The sequence below is a fragment of the Nocardioides zeae genome, assembly GCF_030818655.1.
Taxonomy (GTDB): domain Bacteria; phylum Actinomycetota; class Actinomycetes; order Propionibacteriales; family Nocardioidaceae; genus Nocardioides; species Nocardioides zeae_A.
On sequence record NZ_JAUTAN010000001.1, the window covers coordinates 3,721,489 to 3,744,118 of the forward strand.

Consider the following 22,630-nt stretch of genomic DNA (forward strand, 5'->3'; position numbering starts at 1 on the left):
CGAGACCTTGCCGTGCGGCGCTCTGGTTTGTCGTCGTGTAACGCGGTGTCCGGGCTACTCCACACGTGGTCGTCCACCGCGGAGGTAGCACTAACACCGCGCTAGATGTCAGCCGGACGAGCACGCCCCGGGGCGGTCGGCCGTCGATCCGGCTCGGGCGGCGGGGGGGGGTGGGGCGGGGTTCCGGATCCTCGGCGCACGCGTGTAACGCGGTGTTACTGCTACTTGTGCGGTGGTCGACCACGTGTTCAGTAGCCCGGACGCCGCGTTACACGGGGCGGCGGGCACAGACCACCCCGGAACGCCACGTGGCCCCAACGCGACGGTAAACGTCGCGCTGGGGCCACGAGCCCGGGTGGGTCAGTGCCGCGCGTGCGCCCGCTCGAGGCTCTCGCCCTCGACGTCGACACGGGGGAGGACACGGTCGAGCCAGCGGGGGAGCCACCAGGCCTTCTCGCCCATGAGGTACATCAGCGCCGGGATCAGCGTCATCCGCACCACGAAGGCGTCGATGAAGACCGCCGTCGCCAGGGCGAAGCCCATCGCCTTGATGAACGACATGTCCATCAGCATGAAGGCCGCGAAGACCGACATCATGATGACCGCTGCCGCCGCCACGACCCGGGCCGAGTTGCGGAAGCCGTCGACGACCGCCGCCACCGAGTCGGCGCCGTGCACGTGGGCCTCGCGGATGCGGGTCACGAGGAACACCTGGTAGTCCATCGCCAGGCCGAACACCACGCCCACCAGGAAGATCGGCATGAAGCTCACCAGCGGCTGGCCCTCGACGATCCCGAGCGCGCCGTCCTGGAACACGAGCACCGTGACGCCGAGCGTGGCGAGCACCGTCAGCAGGAAGCCGAGGGTGGCGGTGAGCGGCACCAGGATCGAGCGGAACACCAGCACGAGCAGCAGGAACGCCAGGCCGATGACGACGACGAGGTAGATCGGCAGCGCGTCGTTGAGCCGGTCGGACACGTCGACGGCGACGGCGGTCATGCCCGTCACGCCGAGCTCCGCACCGGTCGACGACTCGATGTCGCCCTGGGTGTCGCGCAGGTCCGCGAGGAGGTCCGTCGTGGCGGCGTCCTCCGCGCTCGAGGCGGGCGTGATGAGCACCAGCGCCCCGGTCGCCGCCGCGGGGTCCCCCTGCGGGTCGGCGTTGGTCTGCGTGATCTGTGCGTGGGCCACGTCGTCCTGCTCCGCCGCCCAGGCGACGACCTCGCCGAAGGCGGCCTGGCGCTCGGCGTCGTCCGTGATGTCACGCCCGTCGACGACCGCGAGCAGCGGCGCCTGCCGACCGTCGCCGAACGCCTCGGCGATGAGGTCGGACGCCTTGCGCTGCGTCGTGTCGCTCGGGCTCGTCGAGTCGCTGGGGAGGGCGAGCTGCAGGTTCTGCACGGGTACGGCGAGGGCGCCGAGCGCGACGACCACGAGCACCACCGCGGCCAGCGGCGAGCGCCCGACGAGCCGGGCCCAGCGCACGCCGTTGTTGACGATGCGCCCGTCCTCGCCGCGCTTCGGATCGTAGCGCCGCACGGTGCCGCCGAAGGCCTTCGACTTGAGCATGCCGAGCACGGCGGGCAGGAGCGTGAGGGCCACGAGCACGGCGAGGAAGACGCCGCTGGCGGCCGCGAGACCCATCGCCGTGAGGAACGGGATCCGCACCACGGCCAGTGCCGCGAGGGCGATGAGGACGGTCAGTCCGGCGAACACCACGGCCGAGCCCGCCGTGCCGACGGCGATGCCCATCGCCTCCTCGCGGTCGTCCGTGTGCTGCAGCTCGCTGCGGTAGCGGGCGAGGATGAACAACGCGTAGTCGATGCCGACCGCCAGGCCGATCATCACCGCCAGGATCGGGGTCATGTCGGAGACGTCGGTGAACGCCGTCATGCCGGTGACGCCGAGCGAGGTCAGGGCGACGCCCACGATCGCGGTGACGATGGGCAGACCGGCCGCGACGAGCGACCCGAAGGTCAGCACGAGCACGACGAGGGCGACCGCGATGCCGATGAGCTCGGACGCGCCGCTGATCTCCATGACCTGCAGGCCCGGGCCGTTGGCCTCCACCTCGAGCCCGTCACCGCGCGCGTCGTCCAGCAGCTCGAGGACCGCGTCCTGGCTCTCCGGCTTGATGTCCGTGGGCTCGTCGACGTCGAAGTCGAAGGTGATGAGCCCGACCCGGCCGTCCGGGTCGACGGGTGCGAGGTTGGCGACGTCCTCGGGGCTCGCGCCCCCGGCCACCAGTGCCTCCTCCTGGGCGGCGGCCGCGGCCACCGGGTCGAGGATCGGCGCCTGCTCGCTCGAGAGCACCTGCGGGCTCTCGGAGATGTCGGTGACGAGCTGGCTGATGCGCTCGGCGTACGCCGGGTCGCTCAGCTGCTCGCCCTCCGGCACCGCGACGACGACGGTGACCGAGGTGTCGTTGAGCGCGTCCTCGGCGCCGGGGAAGAGCTCCGCCTGCAGGTCGCTGGCGCGCTCCGAGGGGATGCCGGGGATGGAGAAGGTGCTGCTCGTCGGCTGCTGGATCGCGAGCGCGGTCGCGCCGACGGCGACGAGCGCGACGACCCAGACGCCGATGAAGGCCGGCCACCGCCGGAAGGCGGTCTTTCCGAGCCGGTAGAGAAGAGTGGCCATCGCTGGTGCTCCTGTCGGGGTGCGGGCGTGGGGTGGGTACGTCGGGCGGCGGCTCAGGCGAGCAGCCGGCGGAGGTTGCCGAAGTGGCGCGAGAACAGGTCGGAGAGCGGGGTGTCGTCGCCGGCGATGCTGGCGTCGATGGCGGTGTCGAACACGACGAGCAGCACACGGATCAGGAGCAGGGCGCCCTCCTGGTCGATCTGCTCGCCGCCCCGGGCGCGCACGGCCCCCTCGAGGTCGACGGCCAGCTCGGCGAAGCGGTCGTGCAGTGCCTCGACCAGCCGGGGGTTCTGGAAGAGCTGCCGGTGCAGCACCATCTCCTCGCGCGTGGGCTCCTCGATCCCCAGCACCTCGCGGGCGAGGTGCTCGAGGTCGGCGCCGAGGTCGCCCGTCGGCCCACCGGACGCGAAGGCCTCCATGGCGCTGGCGGGCACCTCGATCGGCGGACCCAGGCAGGCGTCCACCTTCGACGGGTAGTAGTTGAACAGCGTGCGGCGCGAGACCCCCGAGGCCGCGGCGAGCTCGTCCATGGTGAAGCCGTCAAGTCCGTGCTCCGACGCCAGGCGCTGGGCGGAGACCATGATGCGACGCGCCGTCTCCTCGCGCTTGCTGGCGCGGTGGTCGGCCGCGCCGTTTTCTGCACTCGTGCTCACGAAGTGCAAGTTTGCACTGCGAATCCCAAAGTGCAAAACATTCACCCGTGTGACGTGTGCCGCAGTCGGGACCGCGCGGTTGTCCCGGGAAGGCCCTGGCTCACAATTGAGTCCATGTCCGTCACGCAGGAGACCCTCGCCCGTGCCCCCCGACCCGGAGCCGAGGTGCTCGCCGAGCCCATGCGCTCGCGCTGGAGCCCGGCGGTCTTCGCCACCGACGCCCCCGTCGGCGACGACGAGATCGCGTCGATGCTGACCGCGGCCGCCTGGGCGCCGTCGACCGGCAACACGCAGCCGTGGGCGTACATCGTCACCCGGGTCGGCACCGCGGCGTACGACGCCGTCGTCGGCACTCTCAGCAACGGCAACTCCGGGTGGGTGCCGACCGCGCCGGTCCTGATCGTCGCCGCTGCGCTCACCGGCGAGTGGGAGGGCCGGAAGGGGATGGGCGACTACGCCCTCTACGACCTCGGGCAGTCCGTCGCGCACCTCACGCTCCAGGCGCAGGCCATCGGGCTGCACAGCCACCAGTTCGCGGGCTTCGACCACGACGCCGCCGCGGCCGCGCTCGGGGTGCCGGAGGCCTACCGCGTCATGGCGGGCATCGCCGTCGGTCGCCTGGGCGGCGACGAGCACGTCGCGCGGGCCGCCGAGGGCGACGTCGCGCGGCACACCAAGGACCGGACGCGCCTGGGCGCCTCCGAGGTGGGGTACGACGGCGCCTGGGGCACGCCCTTCACGGGCTGATCAGGCGGACCAGCCTGATCAGGCGGAGTCGCGGTCGTCGTCCCCCGCACGGGGCTCGTCGGCGCCCGGCTCGCTCGCTGCCGGGCCCGCCCGTCGTCGCCCGCTGCGCCGGGTGACGACGGCGAAGACGACCAGCACCACCAGCACGACGCCGAGCACCACGAGGCCCAGCACGACCATCGACCCGAGCTGTGCCATCAGCTGCTCGATCCGCAGCCGCCGCCCCCGCAGGACGAGCCGGAGCTGCAGGAGCTCGAGCTGCACGAGCTGGAGCCGCAGGACGAGTCGTGGCCGGAGTCGCTGCTGCCGCAGCCCCCGACGTAGCCGCCGCCCGCGCCGTACGCCCCGCCGCGCCCGGCGGACCGTCGACGCCGCTGGCCCGAGGACGTGCTCGTGCTGACCGCGAGGGCGACCGCGCCGGCCACCACCGCCAGCACGACGCACACGATGACGATCGTCATGGTGCAGCTCCTTCCGAGAGGCCGGCGCGCCGCCGGCGGGTGAGGTGCCAGGTGCGGGTACCCAGTCCGAGGACCAGGGACCGTCGCCCGGCGATCGTCACGACGGCCGCGCGGCGGCGTCCGTCGTGGACGGCGTGGAGACGCAGCCAACCGGCGGCGTCGGGGTGGTGCCGCGGGAGCCACGCGGTGAAGGCCGCGAGGTCGTCGTGGGCGCACCCGGCAGCGGGGTGGTCGGCGGCCCAGCCGCGGAAGCGGTCGCGCCAGCCGGGCAGGAGGTCGAGCTCGGGCGCGACCCGGAGCACGGCGTCGCTGCGCTTGCGGTGCAGCACCCGGGTCGTCAGCGCCGTGCCCGCCGCGCTCGCCGGGGCGAACCCGGGTGGGACGTCCCCGCGCAGCAGTGCGGCCAGCACCTCCTCCTGGCGGCCGGCCAGCCGCGCGCGGGCGCTCACCGGACCGCTCCCGCGACGCGGTGGTCGGCGACGGCGGCGCGCAACGCGTCGTACTCGCTCCGGACCGCCTCCGGCGTCACGTCCTCGTCCCGCTCCAGCAGGATCCCGGGGACGGGCAGCCCCCGCTCCCGGTACGCCGCGGCCAGCGTGCTCACGAGCCCGAGCACCGGCGGGACCATCGCGTGGGCGTGGGTGTCGAGGTAGAGCCCGTCGGGCCGCTCCTGGCCGCCGGCCACGTGGACGTAGGCGACGGCCTCGAGCGGGAAGCGCAGCAGGTCGGCGACCGGGTCGCTGCCACGGGCGACGGCGCTGGCGTGGAGGTTGGCGACGTCGAGGACGAGCCGGCAGCCCGTGCGCTCGACCAGCGCGGTGAGGAAGTCGGGCTCGTCGAGCGTGTCCTCGGGCCACGTGAAGAGCGCGGCGATGTTCTCCACGGCGAGCGGCACCGGCAGGGCGGCCTGCGCGGCCCGGACGTTCTCGACGAGCACGTCGAGGCTGTCGGCGGTGCGGGGTGGCGGCAGCAGGTGACCGGCCTCGAGCACGTCGCCGTGCAGCGGGTCCGGGGTGGCGGCGGCGCGCACGAAGGCCACGTGCTCACTGACCAGCGGGGCGTCGAACGCCTCCGCGAGCGCGGCGAGGTGGGCCAGGCGGTGAGGGTCGGGCAGGTCGGCGCCCGCGAGACCGAGGGTCACGCCGTGCGGCACGACCGGGACGCCCGCGTCCCGCAGTGCGGTGAGCTCGGCGGGGAGCCACGCGGGGTCGACGTTCTCCGCGACCACCTCGGTGAAGGAGAGGTCGCCGGCGGCGGCGTACGCGGCGAGCAGGTCCGCCACCGGCCGCCGCCACGCGACGGCCGTGCCGGTGGGTGCCCCGCGCTCGGTCATGCGCCGGAGTGTGCGCCGGACCACGCGGCCTCAAACCGACCCCTGTGGAGGACGCCCCCGGCGGAGAACGCGACGATGAGAGCGCTCACACGGCCCTCTGTGGAGGTGTTCTCCGCGCCGGGCGTCCTCCACAGGGGTGGCGGCTCGGTCGGGCGACACCGGACCGGGACCGTCGGCGGAGGCCGCTGAAGGACGTCGACCTGCGGGGCGCCCGTCTCGACGAGGTGTCCGGCGTCCGCGGCCTGGCGGGGGCGACGGTGTCGCCCGGGCAGCTGACCCAGCTCGCTCCCGCGATCGCGGCGGAGCTGGGCCAGCGGATCGAGGACTGACGCCCGGCGCCGCGCCCTCAGGTCCCGTCGGTCGTCCGGTCCCGCGCCGCCGCCGCGAGCACGTCGGCGTCGGTGCACGCGAGGGCGAAGGCGGCGATGCGGGCGCGGATCTCGCGGCCCAGCAGCCGCTGCCCGATCGGCTCCGCCACGGGTCGCAACCAGCCGGGGCGCACGGCGTAGCTGTACTTCCACGTCGCCAGCGTCCCCGCGACCGGCGTGCCGTCGAGCACCCGCTCCTCGGGCGCGAAGCGCCACCCGCCACCGAAGGTCGCGAAGAACCACGGGCCGCTCACCATGGTCATCCCGACGGACGTCGGGGGCCGGTACGACGCGTACTCGCTCACCATGCGGAGCCCGATGCGCGCCCGGGTGACGGTGCGGACGCCCTTCGCGGGACGCGCGGCGTCGACGAGGTGCTGGCTGCGGACGAACGGGTCCCAGGCGAGCCGCACCTCGCCCGTCGTCTGGGAGACCGCGAACGCGGTGGCCGGTCCGACCGGCACCCACTGGGCGGCGCTGACCCGGGGCACGGCGTCAGAGGTCGAACTCGGCGCGGCGGGCCTCGGGCACCAGGTCGACGTACTCGGGGTGCTTCGCGACGTACCCGCGGAAGAAGGGGCAGAACGGCAGCAGGGAGCGGCCATCGGCGCGCAGCCCGTCGAGCACCGCGACGGCGAGCTGCTTCGCGAGGCCCTGGCCGGCGAACGCGTCGTCGATCTCGGTGTGCATGACGGCGACGACGGTGCCGTGCTCGCGGAGGCGGTAGTCGGCGAACCCGGCGAGCGCGCCGTCGACGCGCACCTCGAAGCGGGCCGCGTCGGTGTTGTCGGTGACGGAGACGTCGGTCATGGGGGCGACGCTACCCCCGGCCCGCCCTCTGACCTGGGCCGACGGAGCGGTCGCTCGCTTTTGGACACTGTGGTCGCACGTGACTTGCCCGTAACCCGAACCCGGCCCGATGGTGTGTTCCATGGCCCCCGTCACGTCCACTCCCGCGACCACGTCGTCGTACTCGATCACCATGCGTCTGCACACGACGCCCGACAACAGCCACATCGGCACGGTCGCCACCGCGATCTCCGGTGCGGGTGGCGTCGTCACCGCCATCGACGTCGCGGAGTCCCGCCACGACCGCCTCGTGCTCGACGTGACGTGCTCCGCGTCCAACGCCGACCACTCGCAGGCGCTCGTCGACGCGGTCGGCGCCCTCGAGGGCGTGACGGTCCACAAGGTCTCCGACCGCACGTTCCTGCTGCACCTCGGCGGCAAGATCGAGGTCTCCTCGAAGGTCTCGCTGAAGACGCGCGACGACCTGTCGATGGCCTACACGCCGGGCGTCGGCCGGGTCTCCCGCGCGCTCGCGGAGAACCCCGAGGACGTCCCGCGCCTCACCATCAAGGGCAACTCGGTCGCGGTCGTCACCGACGGCTCCGCCGTGCTCGGCCTCGGCAACATCGGCCCCGGTGCCGCGCTGCCGGTCATGGAGGGCAAGGCGGCGCTGTTCAAGCGCTTCGCCGACATCGACGCGTGGCCGATCTGCCTCGCCACGCAGGACACCGACGAGATCGTCAAGGCCGTCGAGATGATCGCCCCCGGCTTCGGCGGCATCAACCTCGAGGACATCTCCGCCCCGCGCTGCTTCGAGATCGAGGCCCGCCTGCGCGAGAAGCTCGACATCCCGGTCTTCCACGACGACCAGCACGGCACGGCGATCGTCGTGCTCGCCGCGCTCACCAACGCGCTGCGCGTCGTCGACAAGCAGCTGGAGACCGTGCGGATCGTGGTCTCGGGTGCCGGCGCGGCCGGTACGGCGATCGTGAACCTGCTCCTCGCCGCCGGTGTCACCGACGTCGTCGTGGTCGACAAGATCGGCTGCCTCGTCAGCACCGACGACACGCTGCCCCCGGCGCACCGCGAGCTCGCGAGCCGCACCAACCCGCGCCAGGTGGCCGGCAGCCTGAAGGACGCGCTCGTCGAGGCGGACGTGTTCATCGGCGTCTCCGCGCCCGGCATCCTCCAGGGCGAGTGGATCCCGACGATGGGCCGCGACCCGATCGTGTTCGCGCTGGCGAACCCCGACCCGGAGATCGACCCCAACGTGGCGAGCCAGTACGCCAAGGTCGTCGCGTCGGGCCGCTCGGACTACCCGAACCAGATCAACAACGTGCTCGCCTTCCCCGGCGTGTTCCGCGGCCTGCTCGACGCCCGCGCCTCCGAGGTCACCCAGGAGGCGCTGCTGCGTGCCGCCGAGGCGATCGCCCTCGTCGTCACCGACGAGGAGCTCAACCCGAGCTTCATCATCCCCAGCGTCTTCGACCCCGCCGTGCCGAAGGCCGTCGCCGCGGCCATCGCGGGCGAGGAGCACGTGAAGATCTGACCCCCTTGTCGTGGCCCCAGCGCATCGGAAATCGACGCGCTGGGGCCACGACTGCGTTCGGGGGCAGGTCCCCGTAACAGCGCAGGAGTAGCGTCGCCGCACCACGCGACCGGCGCGTGGTCGATGCAGGAGGCCCGATGACACCGGTCCCGTTCCGCACCCAGCTGCTGCGGCGCAAGCCCCTCGCCGTACGCGGTGGGCACGACGGGCCGGAGCTCGGCCGCAGCATCGGCACCTTCTCGCTGATGATGTTCGGCGTCGGGGCCACCGTCGGCACCGGCATCTTCTTCGTGTTGCAGGAGGCCGTGCCCGACGCGGGTCCCGCCGTCGTCGTCTCGTTCCTCGTCGCCGGTCTCGCGGCCGGCCTGTCGGCGATCTGCTACGCCGAGCTGGCGAGCGCGATCCCGGTCAGCGGCTCGACCTACTCCTACGCCTACCACGCCCTCGGCGAGCTCGTCGCGATGGTGATCGCGGCGTGCGTGCTGCTGGAGTACGGCGTGAGCTCGGCCGCCGTCGCCGTCGGCTGGAGCGGCTACTTCAACGAGCTGACGGGCTCCGTGCTCGGCGTGCGCCTGCCCCAGGAGCTGTCGGTGTCGCCGGTGCCCTACGAGGACGGGCCCACGGGGTGGATCAACCTCCCGGCGGTCGTGCTCGTGCTCCTCTGCATGCTGCTGCTCGTGCGCGGCGCCAGCGAGTCGGCGCGGGTCAACACGATCATGGTGCTCATCAAGCTCGCCGTGCTCGGGCTCTTCGTGGTCGTGGGCTTCTCGGCGTTCGAGGTCGACCGGTTCGACGCCTTCTGGGCGGCCGGCGCCGCGGGTGTCTCCGCCGCGGCCGCGACCATCTTCTTCTCGTTCATCGGCCTCGACGCGGTGTCGACGGCGGGCGAGGAGGTGCGCGACCCGCAGCGGGCCCTGCCCCGGGCGATCATGGGCGCGCTGGCCGTCGTCATCACGGTCTACGTGCTCGTCGCCATCGCGGGCGTCGGCGCGCAGCCGGCGTCGGAGTTCGAGAGCCCCGAGCAGCAGGAGGCCGGGCTCTCGGTCATCCTGCAGAACATCACCGGCTCGAGCATCCCGGGCACGGTGCTCGCCGCGGGCGCCGTCATCTCGATCTTCTCGGTCACCCTCGTGACCCTCTACGGCCAGACCCGGATCCTCTTCGCGATGGGCCGCGACGGCATGCTCCCGTCCCGCTTCGCGCGGGTGAACCCGCGGACCCTCACCCCGACGTACAACACCGTCGTCGTCGCGGTCGTCGTCGCCCTGGTCGCGGGCTTCGTGCCGAGCGACTACCTGTGGGACACGGTCTCCATCGGCACGCTCGGCGCGTTCATCGTGGTGGCGCTCGGGGTGCTCGTGCTGCGGCGCACGCAGCCCGGCCTGGAGCGGCCGTTCCGGGTGCCGGGCTATCCCGTGACCCCGGTCCTCACCGTGGTCGTCTGCGCCTACATCCTCTCGGGGCTGCCCGCGGTGACCTGGGCAATCTTCGGCACGTGGCTGGCGGTCGTGCTGGCGTTCTACCTGCTGTGGGGCCGGCGCCACGCGCGCCTCAACGACCCGGCGGCCGCTCGGGGCGAGGGGGTCTGAGATGACCATCGTCGCCGGCATCGCGCCGGGGAAGCCGGACGTCGACGGGCTGTCGTACGCCGCGCTCCTCGCCCGCTCGCTCCGCACGCGCCTGCGGGTCGTGTGCGTCGTGCCGGGCCCGTGGCCGACGCCGCTGTCGGGGGGCGTGGACCGCGAGTACGCCGCGTACCTCGCCGACGCCGCGACCGAGGAGGTGGCCGCGGTGCGGTCGCTCCTGGCGGAGCTGGCGCCGGACCTGGGGTCCGCCGGGGTGGAGGCCGAGGTCGTGCCCGCCGTCGGGCGCTCCGTGCCCGGGACGCTGCTCGAGCAGGTGGCGGCGGCCGACGCGTCGCTCGTCGTGCTCGGCGCGGGCGCGAACGGCGCGTGGGGCCACGTCGTGGTCGGGTCGGCCGCCGACCGGCTCCTGCACTCCTCTCCGGTGCCGGTCGCCGTCGCGACGCGGGGCTTCCGAGCCGCGCCCGGCACGCAGGTCGGGCGGGTGACCGTCGGGTTCCGGGGCGACCCGGCGTCGGCGGCGGCCCTCGAGCGGGCCGTGGCGCTGTGCGTGGACCTCGGCGCGACGCTGCGGGTGGCGACCCTCGGGGTGCTGGGCCGCACGATGTACCCGCCCGAGGTGCGCGGCGAGGACGACGTGCTCGAGGCCTACCTCGAGCAGGCGACCGCCGCCCAGGTCGAGGCCCTCGCGGCACTGCCGGTCGACGTCGTGCCCGCGGAGGTCGAGCGGGTCGTCAGCCGCGGCCGCGACTGGGCGGAGGCGGTCGGCGGCCTGCCGTGGACGCCCGAGGACCTGCTGGTGGTCGGCTCGTCGTCGGCAGGCCTGCTGTCGCGGGTGTTCCTCGGCTCCAGCGCCGCCAAGATCCTGCGCCACTCGCCCGTGCCGGTCGTGGTGGTGCCGTGAGGTCGTGGCTCCCGCGCGTGTAACGCGGTGTCCGGGCTACTGGAGTGGTGGTCGACCACCGCACCAGTAGCACGAACACCGCGTTACACGACGGGGTGGGGGCGGCTCAGGCGTGCTTCCGCGGCCACCAGAACCGCTCGCCCAGCAGGCGCACGATCGCCGGTACGACGACGGTGCGGACCAGCAGCGTGTCGAGCAGCACGCCGATGCAGATGACGACGCCCAGCTGCGCCAGCACCACGAGGGGCAGCACGCCGAGCACGGCGAACACCGCCGCCAGCAGGATGCCCGCGCTGGTGATGACGCCACCGGTCGCGCCGAGCGCGCGCAGGACGCCCTCGCGGGTCCCGTGCTCCCGCGCCTCCTCGCGGGTGCGCGTCACGAGGAAGATGTTGTAGTCGATGCCGAGCGCCACGAGGAACAGGAACGCGAAGAGCGGCACGTTGCCGGCCAGGTTCGCGAAGCCGAGCAGCCCGGTGAAGATCCACCACGAGGCGCCGAGCGCGGCGGCGAAGGTCGCGACCACGGTGCCGACGAGGATCACCGGCGCGAGGATCGAGCGCAGCAGCAGGCCCAGCACACCGAGCACCAGCAGCAGGATCAGCGGCAGGATGACGAGCCGGTCGCGGGCGTTGCCGTCGGCCTCGTCGAGCGAGTCGGCCGACGCGCCCCCGACGTGGGTGTCGGGGAAGTCCGCCAACGCGGCGCGCAGGTCCTCCACGCTCGCCTCGGCGGCGTCGCTGCCCGGCGTGCTCGCGAGGGTCACGTCGAGCTGGGTGACGCCGGCGCCCTCGTTGGTCACCCGCACGGCGTCGACCCCGTCGACGCCCTCGGCGGCGGCGCTCACGTCGTCGGCGTCCGCGCGGGTGACGACCTGGGTGGGCTCCGCCGTACCCGCCGGGAACGACTCCGCGATCCGCTCGCTCGCGGTGATCGCCTCGGGCGTGTCGAGGAACTGCTCCGAGGTGCCGAGGCCGGTGGAGATCTGGGTCGTGCCCGCGGCCAGGGCGACGAGCAGCACGGCCGAGCCGGCGACGTACGCCGCGGGACGGCGCGCCACCACGTCACCGATGCGGCGCCAGGTGGAGCGGCTCTCCGCGAGCACCGCGTCGCCGTGCTTCGGGGCGGTCGGCCAGAAGATCCAGCGGCCGAAGCAGACGAGTGCGGCGGGCAGGACGAGCAGCACGAAGAGGGCGGCCACGGTGATGCCCACGGCGCAGGCGATGCCGAGGCCGCGGGTGGTCGGGGTCAGGGACAGCACGAGCGTGAGCACGCCGACGACCACGGTGGAGGCGCTGGTGAGCACGGCCTCGGCGGTGTGGCGCAGTGCGACGTCCATCGCGGCGAAGCGGTCCTCGCGGGAGCGCAGCTCGTCGCGGTAGCGACTGATGAGCAGCAACGCGTAGTTGCTGCCCGCGCCGAACACGAGCACCGACAGGATGCCGACCGTCGACTCGTCCCAGGCGACGTCGAGCAGGGCGAGGACGTGGGTGGCGAGCACGGCGGCGAGGCGGTCGGCGGCGCCGACGACCAGCAGCGGCACGACCCAGAGGATGGGGCTGCGGTAGGTGACGACGAGCAGCACCGCGACGACGAGCGCCGTGATCGCGAGCAGACGGAGGTCGGCGCCCTCGAAGACGGCCGCCAGGTCGGCCTCGATGCCGGCCGGCCCGGTGACCTGGGCGGTCAGCCCGTCGGGCACGCCGTCCGCGAGCCGGTCCCGCAGGTCCGTCACCGCGTCGGAGACCTCGGTGGCGCTCGACGCGTCGAGCGGTACGACGGCGATCGCGGCCGTCCCGTCCTCGGAGGGCTGGAGGGTCGGCGCGCCCCCGGTGAGCTCGGCGACGAGGTCCTCGAGCTCGGGAACCCGCTCGCCCAGCGGCCCGTCGTCGTCCGCGGTGAACAGCACGACCGCGACGGTCCCGTCCTGCTCGGGCAGCTCCTCCGCCAGCTCGAGCGCGGCGGTGCTGTCGGCCCCGGCGGGCACGTTGTCGAGCGGCGTGCGGTCGCGCTCGCCCTCGCCGAGACCGATGAGCGCGCCGGCCAGGAGGAGCGGCAGGAGGGCGACGAGCCAGGAGGTGCGTCGCGAGACGACGACACCTCGAACGCGGCTCAGAAGGTGGTACACGGCAGACTCCTCAAGGGGGACGGGACATATGCTTCACGAAGTTAACCACTAAGGCGGTGAACAACCATGGCCGGGGAGCTCAGGCCGGGGTGGCACATGTCCGAGACGCTCGAGGCGCTCCGCACGCTGCTCGACCGCAGCGCCGCCGTCCACCGCGTCGTCGCGCGCGGAGCAGGCCTCGGTGACCACGAGATGGCCGTGCTGCAGCACCTCGTCCCGGGTCCCGTCGGGCCGGCGCAGATCGCACGGCGGCTCGAGGTCACCTCGGCGGCGGCCACGGGGATCGTGGACCGGCTCGTGGCGCGGGGGTACGTCGAGCGTCGGCCCCACGCCGCCGACCGACGTCGCACGGAGGTGCACCTGACCGAGACGGGACGCGTCGAGCTGCGCGGGCGCCTCATGCCGATGTTCCGGGCGGTCCTGGCGCTCGACGACCAGTTCGACGAGGCGGAGCGGGCCGTGGTCGCGCGCTACCTGCGGGGCGCCATCGCGGCGCTGGACGAGGTGGCCGGACGGGGTGGCGAACCGCGGGGCACCTGACCGCGAGCCGGGACGTCATGCGAACCGGCGGCCCGGGCGACCGCAACGCATGACGTCCGGGGGTGGGAGCGGACCCGGCGGCGCCATCCACTGGGTGATTGGTTAGGTTAGGACAACCTAAGTCGCCCCCGGAGGAGTCGCCCCATGTCGCCGTCCCGTCCCATCCGTCCGCTCGTCGCAGGCCTCGTGCTCCTGCCCCTGCTCGCCGCGTGCGGCACCACGGACGAGGCGGCCTCGTCGGAGGGGGCCGAGCTGGCGGAGGCGGGGGCGTACCCCGCGACGATCACCCACGAGTTCGGCACGACGACGATCGAGGAGGAGCCGCAGCGGATCGTCACGCTCGGCGTGACGGACGCCGACGTGGTGCTCGCCCTCGGCAAGGTGCCCGTCGGCAACACCGGCTACGCCTTCTTCGACGACGGCCTCGGCCCGTGGACCGACGACCTCGTCGAGGGCCACGACCTGACGTTCCTGGAGTCCGACTCGGAGCCCAGCCTCGAGAAGGTGGCCAGCCTCGACCCAGACCTCATCATCGGGGTCTCGGCCGGGTTCGACCAGGCGACCTACGACGAGCTCGCGGAGATCGCACCGGTGGTCGGTCGCCCGGCCGGGGTGCCGGCGTACACCGCCTCCCGCGAGGACGCCGTCGAGCTCATCGCCACGGCCCTCGGTCAGCCGAGCGCGGGGGAGCGGATCGTCGAGGAGACCGACGCGGCCATCGCCTCGGCGCGCGCCGACCACCCCGAGCTGGAGGGGGCGACGGGGGCGGCGGTGCTGCCGTACGACGGCAAGTACGGCGCGTTCCTGCCCGGCGACGCCCGCGGGCAGTTCCTCGCCGACCTGGGGGTGACCCTCCCGGAGGCCGTCAGCGAGCGGGACACCGGCGGCAGCTTCTTCGTCGAGCTGTCCCGCGAGAACGTCGGCGCCCTCGACGGCGACCTGCTGCTCGTGCTCAGCGACGACGAGAGCCTCGACCTCGCGGCGGAGAACCCGCTGTTCGCCAGCCTCGGGGTCGTGCAGGACGGCGGGGTCGTGGTCGCCACGACCGACGAGCGGGGGGCCATCACCTACAACTCGCCGCTGTCGGTGCCCTACGCGGTGGAGAACCTCGTGCCGCGGCTGGCGGCGGCGGTGTCCTGAGGTGGCGCGCTACATGGTGGTGAGCGAGACGCCGAGGCCAGCCTCGAAGGCGTTGAGGATCTCGAGACGTCGGGCGAGGTCGTTCGGCCAGGGTGTCGGCCCCGGGATCTTCATCTCGGGGATCAGTGCGTAGGGACGCTCGCCTGGCCATCGTTCCCGGAGCTCGGTCGCTCGCTGAGGTCCGAGGAGGCTCGTGACGTCCGAGCCGAGGAGTCGGGCGGTGCCTGGTCGTGGATCGCCTTCCGACAGTTCGATCGCGGTTGTGTCGTTCCAGAACCGCTCGTGGGCATCGGTCGATTCGAGGGACCAGAGAAGGGCTGTCGCGAGGTCGCCAGCATCTTTGTAGTCGCCGTGAGCGCTCCGGTCGAGCCACGCCATGAGCTTGAGCGCGCTGTAGCCGGCGATGGTGGGAATGCGAACTTCGCCAGCGTTCGGAAGTGCCAGCGCGTGCGCGGCGGCGAAGGTCTCGCGGAAGCCCCACACACTCATCGGCTCGCGGCGTGCGGCCGGGGTGACGGTCCCGGCCGGCTGCTCGACGGCACCGAAGGGCATGAGGTCGGTGCGGACCCCGCCGACGTCGAAGCGGATGCCTGTCGCGCCTACTCGCTGGAGCGGCGCGGTGAGCTCGTCGTAGACCTTCCAGTCGTCGATGACGATGGCGCAGTCGACGTCGTCGGTCCGTCGAAGCGAGGAGGTGTGTCCGAGCGCTGTGTGGATGATGTCCCCGGGCATGGGCGCCGACGATCATGAGGTGCCCGGCACGGCCTGGACTGTCTCCGACGAGCGCCGCGCACACGTGGTCGACCAGCGCGAGGTCGTCAGCTGGAACGCTACGGAAGTCGAGCATGGCGGGCTCTCCAGTCGGTGGCCGCCTCCCGGAGACGAGGATCGTTCTCCGCCATGAGGTCGGCGTACACGATGGGCCAGGGAGCCGTGGTCGACCGCCCTTGCGGGGGTGGACCGGGGGTGGTCCAGAACTGGTGACGGATCCGGATGTCGGCTTCGTTCGGGGTGCGAGCGGGACGCCAGCGGTTGCGAGCCGCGACCGTGGGGTTCCACTCCGGGGTGTAGAGGGTGTGCTTGCTGGGCCGGCCCAGTCCGAGGTCGGGGACTGACTCGCCGCTGAGCACGATCGGGTACTGGTCGGGCCACGCGATGTCGGCTGGCGCGATGTCGACGCTGCCGCCGCGGTCGCTCGTGTACGAGGCGATCGCCAACTTGACGCCGAGGCCGGCTGGATAGGCGGCCGCCCACAAGTGCAGAAGTTCTCCGGCGCGGTCGAGCCTGAGGCGACGGCCGACGAGGTAGCCGGCCATCTCGAGCGCGTGGACCGTCTCGTGCGCCAAGCCGAGTGAGACGCCAGCAGCCTGCGCCAACGACTTGGTGGGTTCGTGCAACAGGTGGGGCCAGGTCAAGATCGATGCGATCACCATCGAACGCTTGCTGCTGAAGAGGTTGCGGGGCGAGGGTCCGGGGTCGGCACCGAGGTGGCGGTCGTCGGCAGTGGGCAGAGCTCGTGGTTCGCTGCCGTCCGGGCGTCGTCCGCGCACGTCGACGAGCACGTTGTCGAACCTGATGCTCGCGTTGCCGAGCATGTCGGCATAGGCGATGCCGAGGTCGCGGAACGCGCGTGCGCTCCGCTCGTGAATGCGTGCGCCGACCACCAGTGCCGGTCGGGTGTGCCCGTCACGGTCAGCGAGCCTGTCGCCAGCGACGGTCGTCAGGCTCATCGAGTGCTTGACCTCGAGGTCGAACTCCTGGCTGGACCTACCGGTGGTCAGCTCGATGACGCCGTCCTGCGATCCCGTGCGGTCCTGCGTGAATCGCGACTGCAGGCCGAGCTCGGCGAGTCGCTCCCGCACCACCTCGACGATCTGGTCGCCCGCATCGATTGCCATGTGGCTCCGTTCATTTCTCGTGTCGTTTCACTTTAAGTGAAAGGGCTTCAAAAATGAACGAGCGTGATGGTGCAGTCCTCAGGCCCGGCTCGCCGCCAGCGCTGCGCCGACGATCCCGGCCGCGTTGCGCAGCTGCGCGGGGACGATGGGCGTCCGGATGTCGATCATCGACAGGAACTTGTCGGCCTTCTTGCTGACCCCGCCGCCGACGACCAGCAGGTCGGGCGAGAACAGCCCCTCGAGCGCGCGGTAGAACACCGTCAGGCGCCGGGCCCACTCCTCCCACGAGAGGTCCTCGCGCTCGCGGGCGCTGTTGGCCGCCCACGACTCGGCGTGCACGGCGACGGGGTCGTGCTTGCGGCGTACCTCGTCGTCGAGCTCCAGCCACAGGTGGCCCAGCTCGGCGTTGGGCACGAGCGTGCCGTCGTGGACGAGGGCGCCGCCGATGCCCGTGCCGAGGGTGGTGACGACGACGAGCCCGGCGGTGCCGCGGGCCGCGCCGTACGTCGCCTCGGCGAGGCCCGCCGCGTCCGCGTCGTTGAGCACGTGGACCGGACGGCCGAGCACGCCGGAGACGAGCGACGCCGCGTCGGTGCCGATCCAGCTCTCGTCGATGTTGGCCGCCGAGCCGATCACGCCGCGCCGCACGATGCCGGGCACGGTCAGCCCGACGGGCGTGTCGCCGGGGAACGCCGCGGAGAGCTGCTCGAGCACGGCGGCGACGTTGTCGGGCGTCGACGTCTCCGGCGTGGGGATCCGCAGGCGCTCGGCCGCGAACGTCCCGGTCGTGAGGTCCACCGGCGCCGCCTTGATGCCGCTGCCGCCGAAGTCGATGCCGAGGGGGAGCTGCTGCTGCATCCGCCCAGGCTAGGTCGTCGGCGCCGATGATTCCGCGTGGCGGGCCCGGTCGGAGCGTGCAGGGGCGGAAACGGGGTCGACCTGACCCCCGTCGTACCGCTTCACTCTCCACAGCACCTTCCGACGAGCAGGGGGACACGATGATCGAGGCACGGGGGCTCGTGCAGACCTTCCTCACGGGTCAGGGCCGCAAGAAGACCGAGGTGCACGCCGTCGCCGGCGTGGACCTCGACGTCGCCGAGGGCGAGGTCGTCGGCTTCCTCGGCCCCAACGGGGCCGGCAAGACCACGACGCTGCGCATGCTGACGACGCTGCTGAAGCCGACGGCCGGTACGGCGCGGGTGGCGGGCTACGACGTCGCGACGCAGGCGGTGCAGGTACGCCGCGCGATCGGCTACGTCTCCCAGGTGGGCTCGACGTTCTCGGGCGCGTACGCCGGGGACGAGGTCGTCGACCACGCGATGCTCTACGGGATGACCCGGCGGGCGGCGCACGCGAAGGGCCAGGAGCTGTTCGCGCAGCTCGACCTCGAGGGGCTCTGGCGGCGGATGCCGAAGAACATGTCGGGCGGCCAGAAGCGGCGCCTCGACATCGTGATGGGGCTCGTCCACGAGCCGGGCCTCGTCTTCCTGGACGAGCCCACGACGGGTCTCGACCCGCAGGCCCGCGCGAACCTGTGGGAGCACATCCGCGGGCTGCGCGACCGGCGGGGCGCGACGGTGTTCCTGACGACGCACTACCTCGACGAGGCCGACGCCCTCGCCGACCGGATCGTCATCATCGACAAGGGCCGCATCGTCGCCTCCGACACCGCCGACAACCTCAAGGCGCAGGTCGCCGGCGACCTCGTCGACCTCGAGGTGGCGACGCTCGACCAGGTGGCCGTCGCCGCCGAGCGGCTCGGCGCCATCGGTGAGCAGCTCGAGGTGGCCGAGCGGCACGTGCGCGCGCGGGTGCCGCGGGCGGGGCGCGCCGTACCCGGTCTGCTCCGCGACCTCGACGCCTCCGGCGTCGCGCTCGACTCGATCGAGGTGCTCCGCCCGACGCTCGACGACGTGTTCCTGACCCTCACCGGGCGTTCCCTGCGCGACGCGGAGGGCGACGCGCCCGGATCTCCCGAGTCCTCCGAGCTGGAAGGGGCCGGCCGATGACCTCCGCGCCGTCCGTGTCCACCGCGTCCGCCGGCCCGGCTCGCCAGGAGCCCGACGGCCTGGAGCCCAACGGGCTCGTGCGCGACGCGATGATCGTCTACCGACGCCAGATCCGGATGAACCTCCGCAACCCCGCGTGGGTGCTCATCGGGGTCATGCAGCCGGTGCTCTACCTCGTGCTGTTCGGGCCGCTCCTCAAGCCCCTCGTCGGGTCGTTCGACCTGCCGACGGACAACCCGTACACGTTCCTCGTGCCCGGCCTCCTCGTGCAGCTCGGCATGTTCGGTGCGTTCTTCGCCGGCTTCGGCCTCATCGCCGAGTGGCGCGAGGGCGTGGTCGAGGCGGAGCGCGTCACGCCGGCCAGCCGGACGGCCCTGCTCGTCGGGCGCCTCGCGCGGGACCTGTCGCTGCTGCTGACGCAGGCGTTGATCCTGGTGGGGCTCGGCTACTGGATGGGCATGCGCGGCGACGTCCTCGGCATCGTCGCGGGCATCGTCATCACCCTCGCGGTGGGCGGCGCCTGCGCGGCGGCGTCCAACGCGCTCGCGCTGACGACGAAGAGCGAGGACGTGATGGCGCCGATCATCAACATGGTGATGATGCCGGTGCTGCTGCTCAGCGGGATCATGCTGCCGATGACGCTGGGCCCCGCGTGGCTGGAGTCGGTCAGCGACTTCATGCCGTTCCGGTGGGTCACCGACGCGGTGCGGTCGACGTTCCTCGGCGACTTCGGGTCGAGCGGCGTGATGTGGGGCGTGACCTGGGCCGTCGCCCTGCTCGCCCTCGGCGTCTGGTGGGGGACCGCGGTGTTCCGGAAGGAGAACTCCTGAGGGCCCGGCAATTTCCCCGGTCGACCGGGGAACACGCCGCTTAGACCATCAATGTTGATGGTCCAAGTGACACTTTCCCCGGTCGACCGGGGAAAGTGTCACCACGCCTCAGACCGCGAACGCGGCGCGCAGGGCGGCGTCGTCCGCGTCGGCGGCCACGAGCGAGGCGAGCAGCACGCGGGCCTGGCCGGGACGCAGGAGCCGCGCCAGCACCGCGCCGGCGGCGGCGAGGTCGTGGCCCCCGCCGCCCCCGCCGTACCCCGCCGACAGCTCGCCCTCGGGGACGCGGGTGGAGACCACGACCGGTACGCCGCGGGCGACCGCCCGCCGTACCCCGTCGACCACGGCGGGCGTGGCGTTGCCGGCGCCGAGCCCGACGAGCACGAGGCCGTGGGCGCCGGCCGCGAGGCTGGCGTCGAGGTGGAGGGCGTCGCCGCCCGGGTGGACGGCCACGAGGTCGATCCGGACGCCGTCGACGCGGGCCGGCAGGTGCGGCGGCCGGCCCAGGCCGGGGGTGTCGACGAACCCGTCGATGGCGTCGGTGCTGCGCTTGGCGAGGCCGGTCGCGCGGAGCACCCGGCCACCCATCGCCACGACGACCCCGCGGTCGGGTGAACCGGCGCCGGAGGCCACCGCGAGGGCCGCCCGGAGGTTGGCCGGCCCGTCGGCGTCGGGCGCGTCGGCCGTGCGCTGCGCGCCGGTGACGACGATCGGTCGCGGGTCGCGGTGCTGCAGGTCGAGCAGGAGCGCGGTCTCCTCCATGGCGTCGGTGCCGTGCACCACCACGACGCCCTGGCAGGACGGGTCGGCGAGCTGCTCGCCCACCGCGTCGCTGATGCGCTGCATGTCCGGCAGGGTCAGGACGGCCGAGTCCTTGGCGAGGAGGTCGACGACCCGCACGGCCGGCCCGCCGGCCGCCATCGCACCCGCGAGCAGGTCGGAGGCGGCCAGCACGGGGGTGCTGGCGCCGTCCGTGCCGCGGACGCTGGCGATCGTGCCGCCGGTCGTGACCAGGGCGACCGTCACTCGGGGCTCCTCTCGAGGGTGCCGCCGCGCTCGGCGGCGAGGGCCGCGATCCGTCCGCGGCAGCCGAACCATCCCACCACGAGTGCCGGCCCGATGAGGCCGATCGACGCGACCGTCCAGGTGCCGATGGGGTCGTCGAAGGCCATGAGCACCACGACGGCGAGGAGGAAGACGAGCGTCAGCAAACCCGTCCACGGAGCGCCGAACATGCGGAACGACGGTCGCTCGAGCAGCCCCTGCCGGGCGCGCTGCCACAGCTTGAGCTGGCACAGGATGATGACGGCCCAGGCGCTGATGATGCCGAGCGCCGAGAGGTTGAGGGCGATCTCGAAGGCCTGCGACGGCACGATCGCGTTGAGCACGACACCGAGGGCGGTGACGACGGCGGTGACGGCGATGCCGCCGTAGGGCACCCCGTTGCCGTTCATCCTGGCGAGCGCCGCGGGAGCCGAGCCGGAGACGGCCATCGAGTGCAGGATGCGGCCCGTGGAGTAGAGGCCGGCGTTGAGCGAGGAGAGCACCGCGGTCAGCACGACGAGGTTCATGATGATGTCCGCACCCTCGACGCCGATCGAGCCGAAGAAGGTGACGAAGGGGCTCTCCCCGGCGCTGTAGGACGAGGCCGGCAGGAGCAGGGCCAGCAGCAGCACCGAGCCGACGTAGAACACGGCCAGCCGGATGATGACGGTGCGGATCGCGCGGGGCATGACCTCGCGGGCGTTCTGCGTCTCGCCGGCGGCGGTGCCGACGAGCTCGATGGAGGCGTAGGCGAACACGACGCCCTGCATGACCACGAAGGCGGGCAGTACGCCGTTGGGGAACAGCCCGCCGTTGTCGGTGATGAGCGAGAGCCCGGGCTGGTGGCCGTCGACCGGGGTGCCGAGCACGACGAAGCAGATGCCGACCACGAGGAAGGTCACGAGCGCGACCACCTTGATGAGCGCGAACCAGAACTCGAGCTCGCCGAACACGGTGACGCTCAGGAGGTTCATGCCGAGCACCAGCACGAGCGCGACCATGGCGAAGACCCACTGGTCGACCGGGGCGAGCCAGTCGACGTACTGCTTGAAGAAGTTCATGTAGAGACCGACCGCGGTGACGTCCGCGACCGAGGTCATCGCCCAGTTGAGCCAGTAGAGCCAGCCCGCCGCGAAGGCCATCTTCTCGCCGTAGAACTCCCGGGCGTAGGAGACGAAGGAGCCCGACGACGGCCGGTGCACGATGAGCTCGCCCAGCGCGCGGAGCACGAGGAACGCGAAGAAGCCGCAGAGCGCGTAGACGAGCACGAGCGCGGGGCCGGCGTCCGCGAGCCGCCCGCCGGCGCCCATGAAGAGGCCGGTGCCGATGGCGCCGCCGATGGCGATCATCTGGATCTGGCGCGGGCGGAGGCCCTGGCGGAAGCCCGCCTCCTCCTCCGGGTGCACGACGGGGGCCGTGCCGGTCTGGTCGGTGGTCATGTCAACCTCGCGGTCGTGTGAGGGGCCGATCTGCCAGGCTGTCAACCTGTATGACAGATCACATCGGCGGGAACGGTCGCACGGCGTGGCGGTGTGCGTCAAGAACCGGGTCGTGGCGGGCTCCGTGGGAACGCGGCCTACGTAGCCGTCTTCTGTGGGTCACGGAGCGAACGTCTTGCCGACGCGGCGATAACTCTGAGCCCCTTCGGCGCTCTCCCTCAAGTGCGCGCAACCGCCGTTGATGACTCAGGATTGGACCCTCGCATCCAGCACCAGGCCGGCCGTCCCCGGGTGGTGAGCATGAGTTCTCGGGACGAGGGCTACCGGGCAGTGGCGTCGCTTGCGCAGTCCCGACGGCTGGCGGCGGCGTCGTGGCGGATGGGGGTTTGGCCAATCAGCGATGCAACGGTTCTCGACCGAACTACTGCGCCTCTGGCGGCTTGAGAGCAACGACCTTCACCTGCCGCTGATTACGGCCGTACGTTCAGCGCCGCAGAGCCACCGTCCCCCTTGTCGACCAATGGGTCCATTGGGTCAACGGCTACCCAGGCGCAGCGACAGCAAGTTGGCTCTAGCCG

At 72.6% G+C, this 22,630-nt stretch carries 22 protein-coding genes; 8 read left to right on the forward strand and 14 right to left on the reverse strand.

Translation table 11 applies throughout. From position 1 onward, the window contains the following. Positions 1-360: 360 nt before the first annotated feature. Together QE405_RS17645 and QE405_RS17650 are read right to left on the reverse strand one after the other, a co-directional pair. A complete protein-coding gene (locus QE405_RS17645; protein ID WP_307203135.1) occupies positions 361-2,637 on the reverse strand; it encodes an MMPL family transporter in 2,277 nt (758 codons plus the stop codon). A gap of 53 nt (positions 2,638-2,690) precedes the next feature. Further along, complete coding sequence (locus QE405_RS17650; protein WP_307203137.1) at positions 2,691-3,290, reverse strand: TetR/AcrR family transcriptional regulator; 600 nt, start codon at positions 3,288-3,290, stop codon at positions 2,691-2,693. A gap of 114 nt (positions 3,291-3,404) precedes the next feature. Here QE405_RS17650 and QE405_RS17655 point away from each other — a divergent pair, with 114 nt between their 5' ends. After that, positions 3,405-4,037: a nitroreductase family protein gene (locus tag QE405_RS17655; RefSeq protein WP_307203139.1), complete on the forward strand. Its 633-nt coding sequence runs from the start codon at positions 3,405-3,407 to the stop codon at positions 4,035-4,037. 18 nt (positions 4,038-4,055) lie between these two features. On the opposite strand, the gene QE405_RS17660 is transcribed toward QE405_RS17655, so the two are convergent. From QE405_RS17660 to QE405_RS17685, 6 genes are all read right to left on the reverse strand, one after another. Next, a complete protein-coding gene (locus QE405_RS17660; protein ID WP_307203141.1) occupies positions 4,056-4,235 on the reverse strand; it encodes a hypothetical protein in 180 nt (59 codons plus the stop codon). Next, positions 4,235-4,498, reverse strand: a complete 264-nt coding sequence (locus tag QE405_RS17665) for a hypothetical protein (RefSeq protein WP_307203143.1) — start codon at positions 4,496-4,498, stop codon at positions 4,235-4,237. The genes QE405_RS17660 and QE405_RS17665 overlap by 1 nt, the downstream gene beginning before the upstream one ends. Then, positions 4,495-4,947 (reverse strand): hypothetical protein, encoded by a 453-nt coding sequence (locus QE405_RS17670; RefSeq protein WP_307203144.1) that lies wholly within the window; start codon positions 4,945-4,947, stop codon positions 4,495-4,497. Before QE405_RS17670 ends, QE405_RS17665 begins: the two co-directional genes overlap by 4 nt. Continuing rightward, on the reverse strand, positions 4,944-5,831 hold the full coding sequence (locus QE405_RS17675; protein WP_307203146.1) for a multinuclear nonheme iron-dependent oxidase: 888 nt from the start codon (positions 5,829-5,831) through the stop codon (positions 4,944-4,946). Before QE405_RS17675 ends, QE405_RS17670 begins: the two co-directional genes overlap by 4 nt. A 346-nt stretch (positions 5,832-6,177) precedes the next feature. Continuing rightward, entirely contained in the window at positions 6,178-6,690 is a 513-nt protein-coding gene (locus QE405_RS17680) for an SRPBCC family protein (RefSeq protein ID WP_307203148.1), read from the reverse strand. Between the two features lie 4 nt (positions 6,691-6,694). Then, positions 6,695-7,009: a GNAT family N-acetyltransferase gene (locus QE405_RS17685; RefSeq protein ID WP_307203150.1), complete on the reverse strand. Its 315-nt coding sequence runs from the start codon at positions 7,007-7,009 to the stop codon at positions 6,695-6,697. A gap of 121 nt (positions 7,010-7,130) precedes the next feature. Here QE405_RS17685 and QE405_RS17690 point away from each other — a divergent pair, with 121 nt between their 5' ends. The 3 genes from QE405_RS17690 (at position 7,131) to QE405_RS17700 (ending at position 11,024) form a co-directional block, all read left to right on the forward strand. After that, positions 7,131-8,537, forward strand: coding sequence for an NAD-dependent malic enzyme (locus QE405_RS17690; RefSeq protein WP_307203152.1), 1,407 nt, complete (start codon positions 7,131-7,133; stop codon positions 8,535-8,537). Between the two features lie 137 nt (positions 8,538-8,674). Further along, a complete protein-coding gene (locus QE405_RS17695; RefSeq protein ID WP_307203154.1) occupies positions 8,675-10,126 on the forward strand; it encodes an amino acid permease in 1,452 nt (483 codons plus the stop codon). A gap of 1 nt (position 10,127) precedes the next feature. Further along, positions 10,128-11,024, forward strand: coding sequence for a universal stress protein (locus tag QE405_RS17700; RefSeq protein ID WP_307203157.1), 897 nt, complete (start codon positions 10,128-10,130; stop codon positions 11,022-11,024). A 106-nt stretch (positions 11,025-11,130) separates the two neighbouring features. Here QE405_RS17700 and QE405_RS17705 read toward each other — a convergent pair whose 3' ends face one another. Next, positions 11,131-13,152 (reverse strand): MMPL family transporter, encoded by a 2,022-nt coding sequence (locus QE405_RS17705; protein ID WP_307203159.1) that lies wholly within the window; start codon positions 13,150-13,152, stop codon positions 11,131-11,133. Positions 13,153-13,248: 96 nt separating this feature from the next. Between QE405_RS17705 and QE405_RS17710 the strand changes: the two genes are divergently transcribed. Continuing rightward, the gene (locus tag QE405_RS17710) at positions 13,249-13,692 is read left to right on the forward strand and encodes a MarR family winged helix-turn-helix transcriptional regulator (protein ID WP_307203160.1); all 444 of its coding nucleotides are present in this window, start codon (positions 13,249-13,251) and stop codon (positions 13,690-13,692) included. Positions 13,693-13,836: 144 nt separating this feature from the next. Beyond that, positions 13,837-14,832 (forward strand): iron-siderophore ABC transporter substrate-binding protein, encoded by a 996-nt coding sequence (locus QE405_RS17715; protein WP_307203161.1) that lies wholly within the window; start codon positions 13,837-13,839, stop codon positions 14,830-14,832. Between the two features lie 9 nt (positions 14,833-14,841). Here the strand turns inward: QE405_RS17715 and QE405_RS17720 are convergent, their stop codons facing one another. From QE405_RS17720 to ppgK, 3 genes are all read right to left on the reverse strand, one after another. Beyond that, complete coding sequence (locus QE405_RS17720; protein ID WP_307203163.1) at positions 14,842-15,564, reverse strand: hypothetical protein; 723 nt, start codon at positions 15,562-15,564, stop codon at positions 14,842-14,844. Between the two features lie 98 nt (positions 15,565-15,662). Beyond that, entirely contained in the window at positions 15,663-16,730 is a 1,068-nt protein-coding gene (locus QE405_RS17725) for a type IV toxin-antitoxin system AbiEi family antitoxin (RefSeq protein WP_307203165.1), read from the reverse strand. Between the two features lie 78 nt (positions 16,731-16,808). Then, positions 16,809-17,588, reverse strand: coding sequence for a polyphosphate--glucose phosphotransferase (gene ppgK / locus QE405_RS17730; protein ID WP_307203167.1), 780 nt, complete (start codon positions 17,586-17,588; stop codon positions 16,809-16,811). A 140-nt stretch (positions 17,589-17,728) separates the two neighbouring features. Here ppgK and QE405_RS17735 point away from each other — a divergent pair, with 140 nt between their 5' ends. Together QE405_RS17735 and QE405_RS17740 are read left to right on the forward strand one after the other, a co-directional pair. Continuing rightward, positions 17,729-18,739, forward strand: coding sequence for an ATP-binding cassette domain-containing protein (locus QE405_RS17735; RefSeq protein WP_307203169.1), 1,011 nt, complete (start codon positions 17,729-17,731; stop codon positions 18,737-18,739). Further along, complete coding sequence (locus QE405_RS17740) at positions 18,736-19,569, forward strand: ABC transporter permease (protein ID WP_307203171.1); 834 nt, start codon at positions 18,736-18,738, stop codon at positions 19,567-19,569. Before QE405_RS17735 ends, QE405_RS17740 begins: the two co-directional genes overlap by 4 nt. 108 nt (positions 19,570-19,677) lie before the next feature. On the opposite strand, the gene QE405_RS17745 is transcribed toward QE405_RS17740, so the two are convergent. Further along, positions 19,678-20,595, reverse strand: a complete 918-nt coding sequence (locus tag QE405_RS17745) for an asparaginase (protein ID WP_307203174.1) — start codon at positions 20,593-20,595, stop codon at positions 19,678-19,680. Then, a complete protein-coding gene (locus QE405_RS17750) occupies positions 20,592-22,052 on the reverse strand; it encodes an amino acid permease (protein ID WP_307203176.1) in 1,461 nt (486 codons plus the stop codon). Before QE405_RS17750 ends, QE405_RS17745 begins: the two co-directional genes overlap by 4 nt. Between the last annotated feature and the right edge of the window lie 578 nt (positions 22,053-22,630).

Bases quoted from the DNA above. Each gene is read 5' to 3' on its own strand.
- QE405_RS17645 (WP_307203135.1), bottom strand. From the start codon at position 2,637: ATGGCCACTCTTCTCTACCGGCTCGGAAAGACCGCCTTCCGGCGGTGG.
- QE405_RS17655 (WP_307203139.1), top strand. From the start codon at position 3,405: ATGTCCGTCACGCAGGAGACCCTCGCCCGTGCCCCCCGACCCGGAGCC.
- QE405_RS17660 (WP_307203141.1), bottom strand. From the start codon at position 4,235: ATGGCACAGCTCGGGTCGATGGTCGTGCTGGGCCTCGTGGTGCTCGGC.
- QE405_RS17665 (WP_307203143.1), bottom strand. From the start codon at position 4,498: ATGACGATCGTCATCGTGTGCGTCGTGCTGGCGGTGGTGGCCGGCGCG.
- QE405_RS17675 (WP_307203146.1), bottom strand. From the start codon at position 5,831: ATGACCGAGCGCGGGGCACCCACCGGCACGGCCGTCGCGTGGCGGCGG.
- QE405_RS17685 (WP_307203150.1), bottom strand. From the start codon at position 7,009: ATGACCGACGTCTCCGTCACCGACAACACCGACGCGGCCCGCTTCGAG.
- QE405_RS17690 (WP_307203152.1), top strand. From the start codon at position 7,131: ATGGCCCCCGTCACGTCCACTCCCGCGACCACGTCGTCGTACTCGATC.
- QE405_RS17695 (WP_307203154.1), top strand. From the start codon at position 8,675: ATGACACCGGTCCCGTTCCGCACCCAGCTGCTGCGGCGCAAGCCCCTC.
- QE405_RS17700 (WP_307203157.1), top strand. From the start codon at position 10,128: ATGACCATCGTCGCCGGCATCGCGCCGGGGAAGCCGGACGTCGACGGG.
- QE405_RS17710 (WP_307203160.1), top strand. From the start codon at position 13,249: ATGTCCGAGACGCTCGAGGCGCTCCGCACGCTGCTCGACCGCAGCGCC.
- QE405_RS17715 (WP_307203161.1), top strand. From the start codon at position 13,837: ATGTCGCCGTCCCGTCCCATCCGTCCGCTCGTCGCAGGCCTCGTGCTC.
- QE405_RS17720 (WP_307203163.1), bottom strand. From the start codon at position 15,564: ATGCCCGGGGACATCATCCACACAGCGCTCGGACACACCTCCTCGCTT.
- QE405_RS17725 (WP_307203165.1), bottom strand. From the start codon at position 16,730: ATGGCAATCGATGCGGGCGACCAGATCGTCGAGGTGGTGCGGGAGCGA.
- ppgK (WP_307203167.1), bottom strand. From the start codon at position 17,588: ATGCAGCAGCAGCTCCCCCTCGGCATCGACTTCGGCGGCAGCGGCATC.
- QE405_RS17735 (WP_307203169.1), top strand. From the start codon at position 17,729: ATGATCGAGGCACGGGGGCTCGTGCAGACCTTCCTCACGGGTCAGGGC.
- QE405_RS17740 (WP_307203171.1), top strand. From the start codon at position 18,736: ATGACCTCCGCGCCGTCCGTGTCCACCGCGTCCGCCGGCCCGGCTCGC.
- QE405_RS17750 (WP_307203176.1), bottom strand. From the start codon at position 22,052: ATGACCACCGACCAGACCGGCACGGCCCCCGTCGTGCACCCGGAGGAG.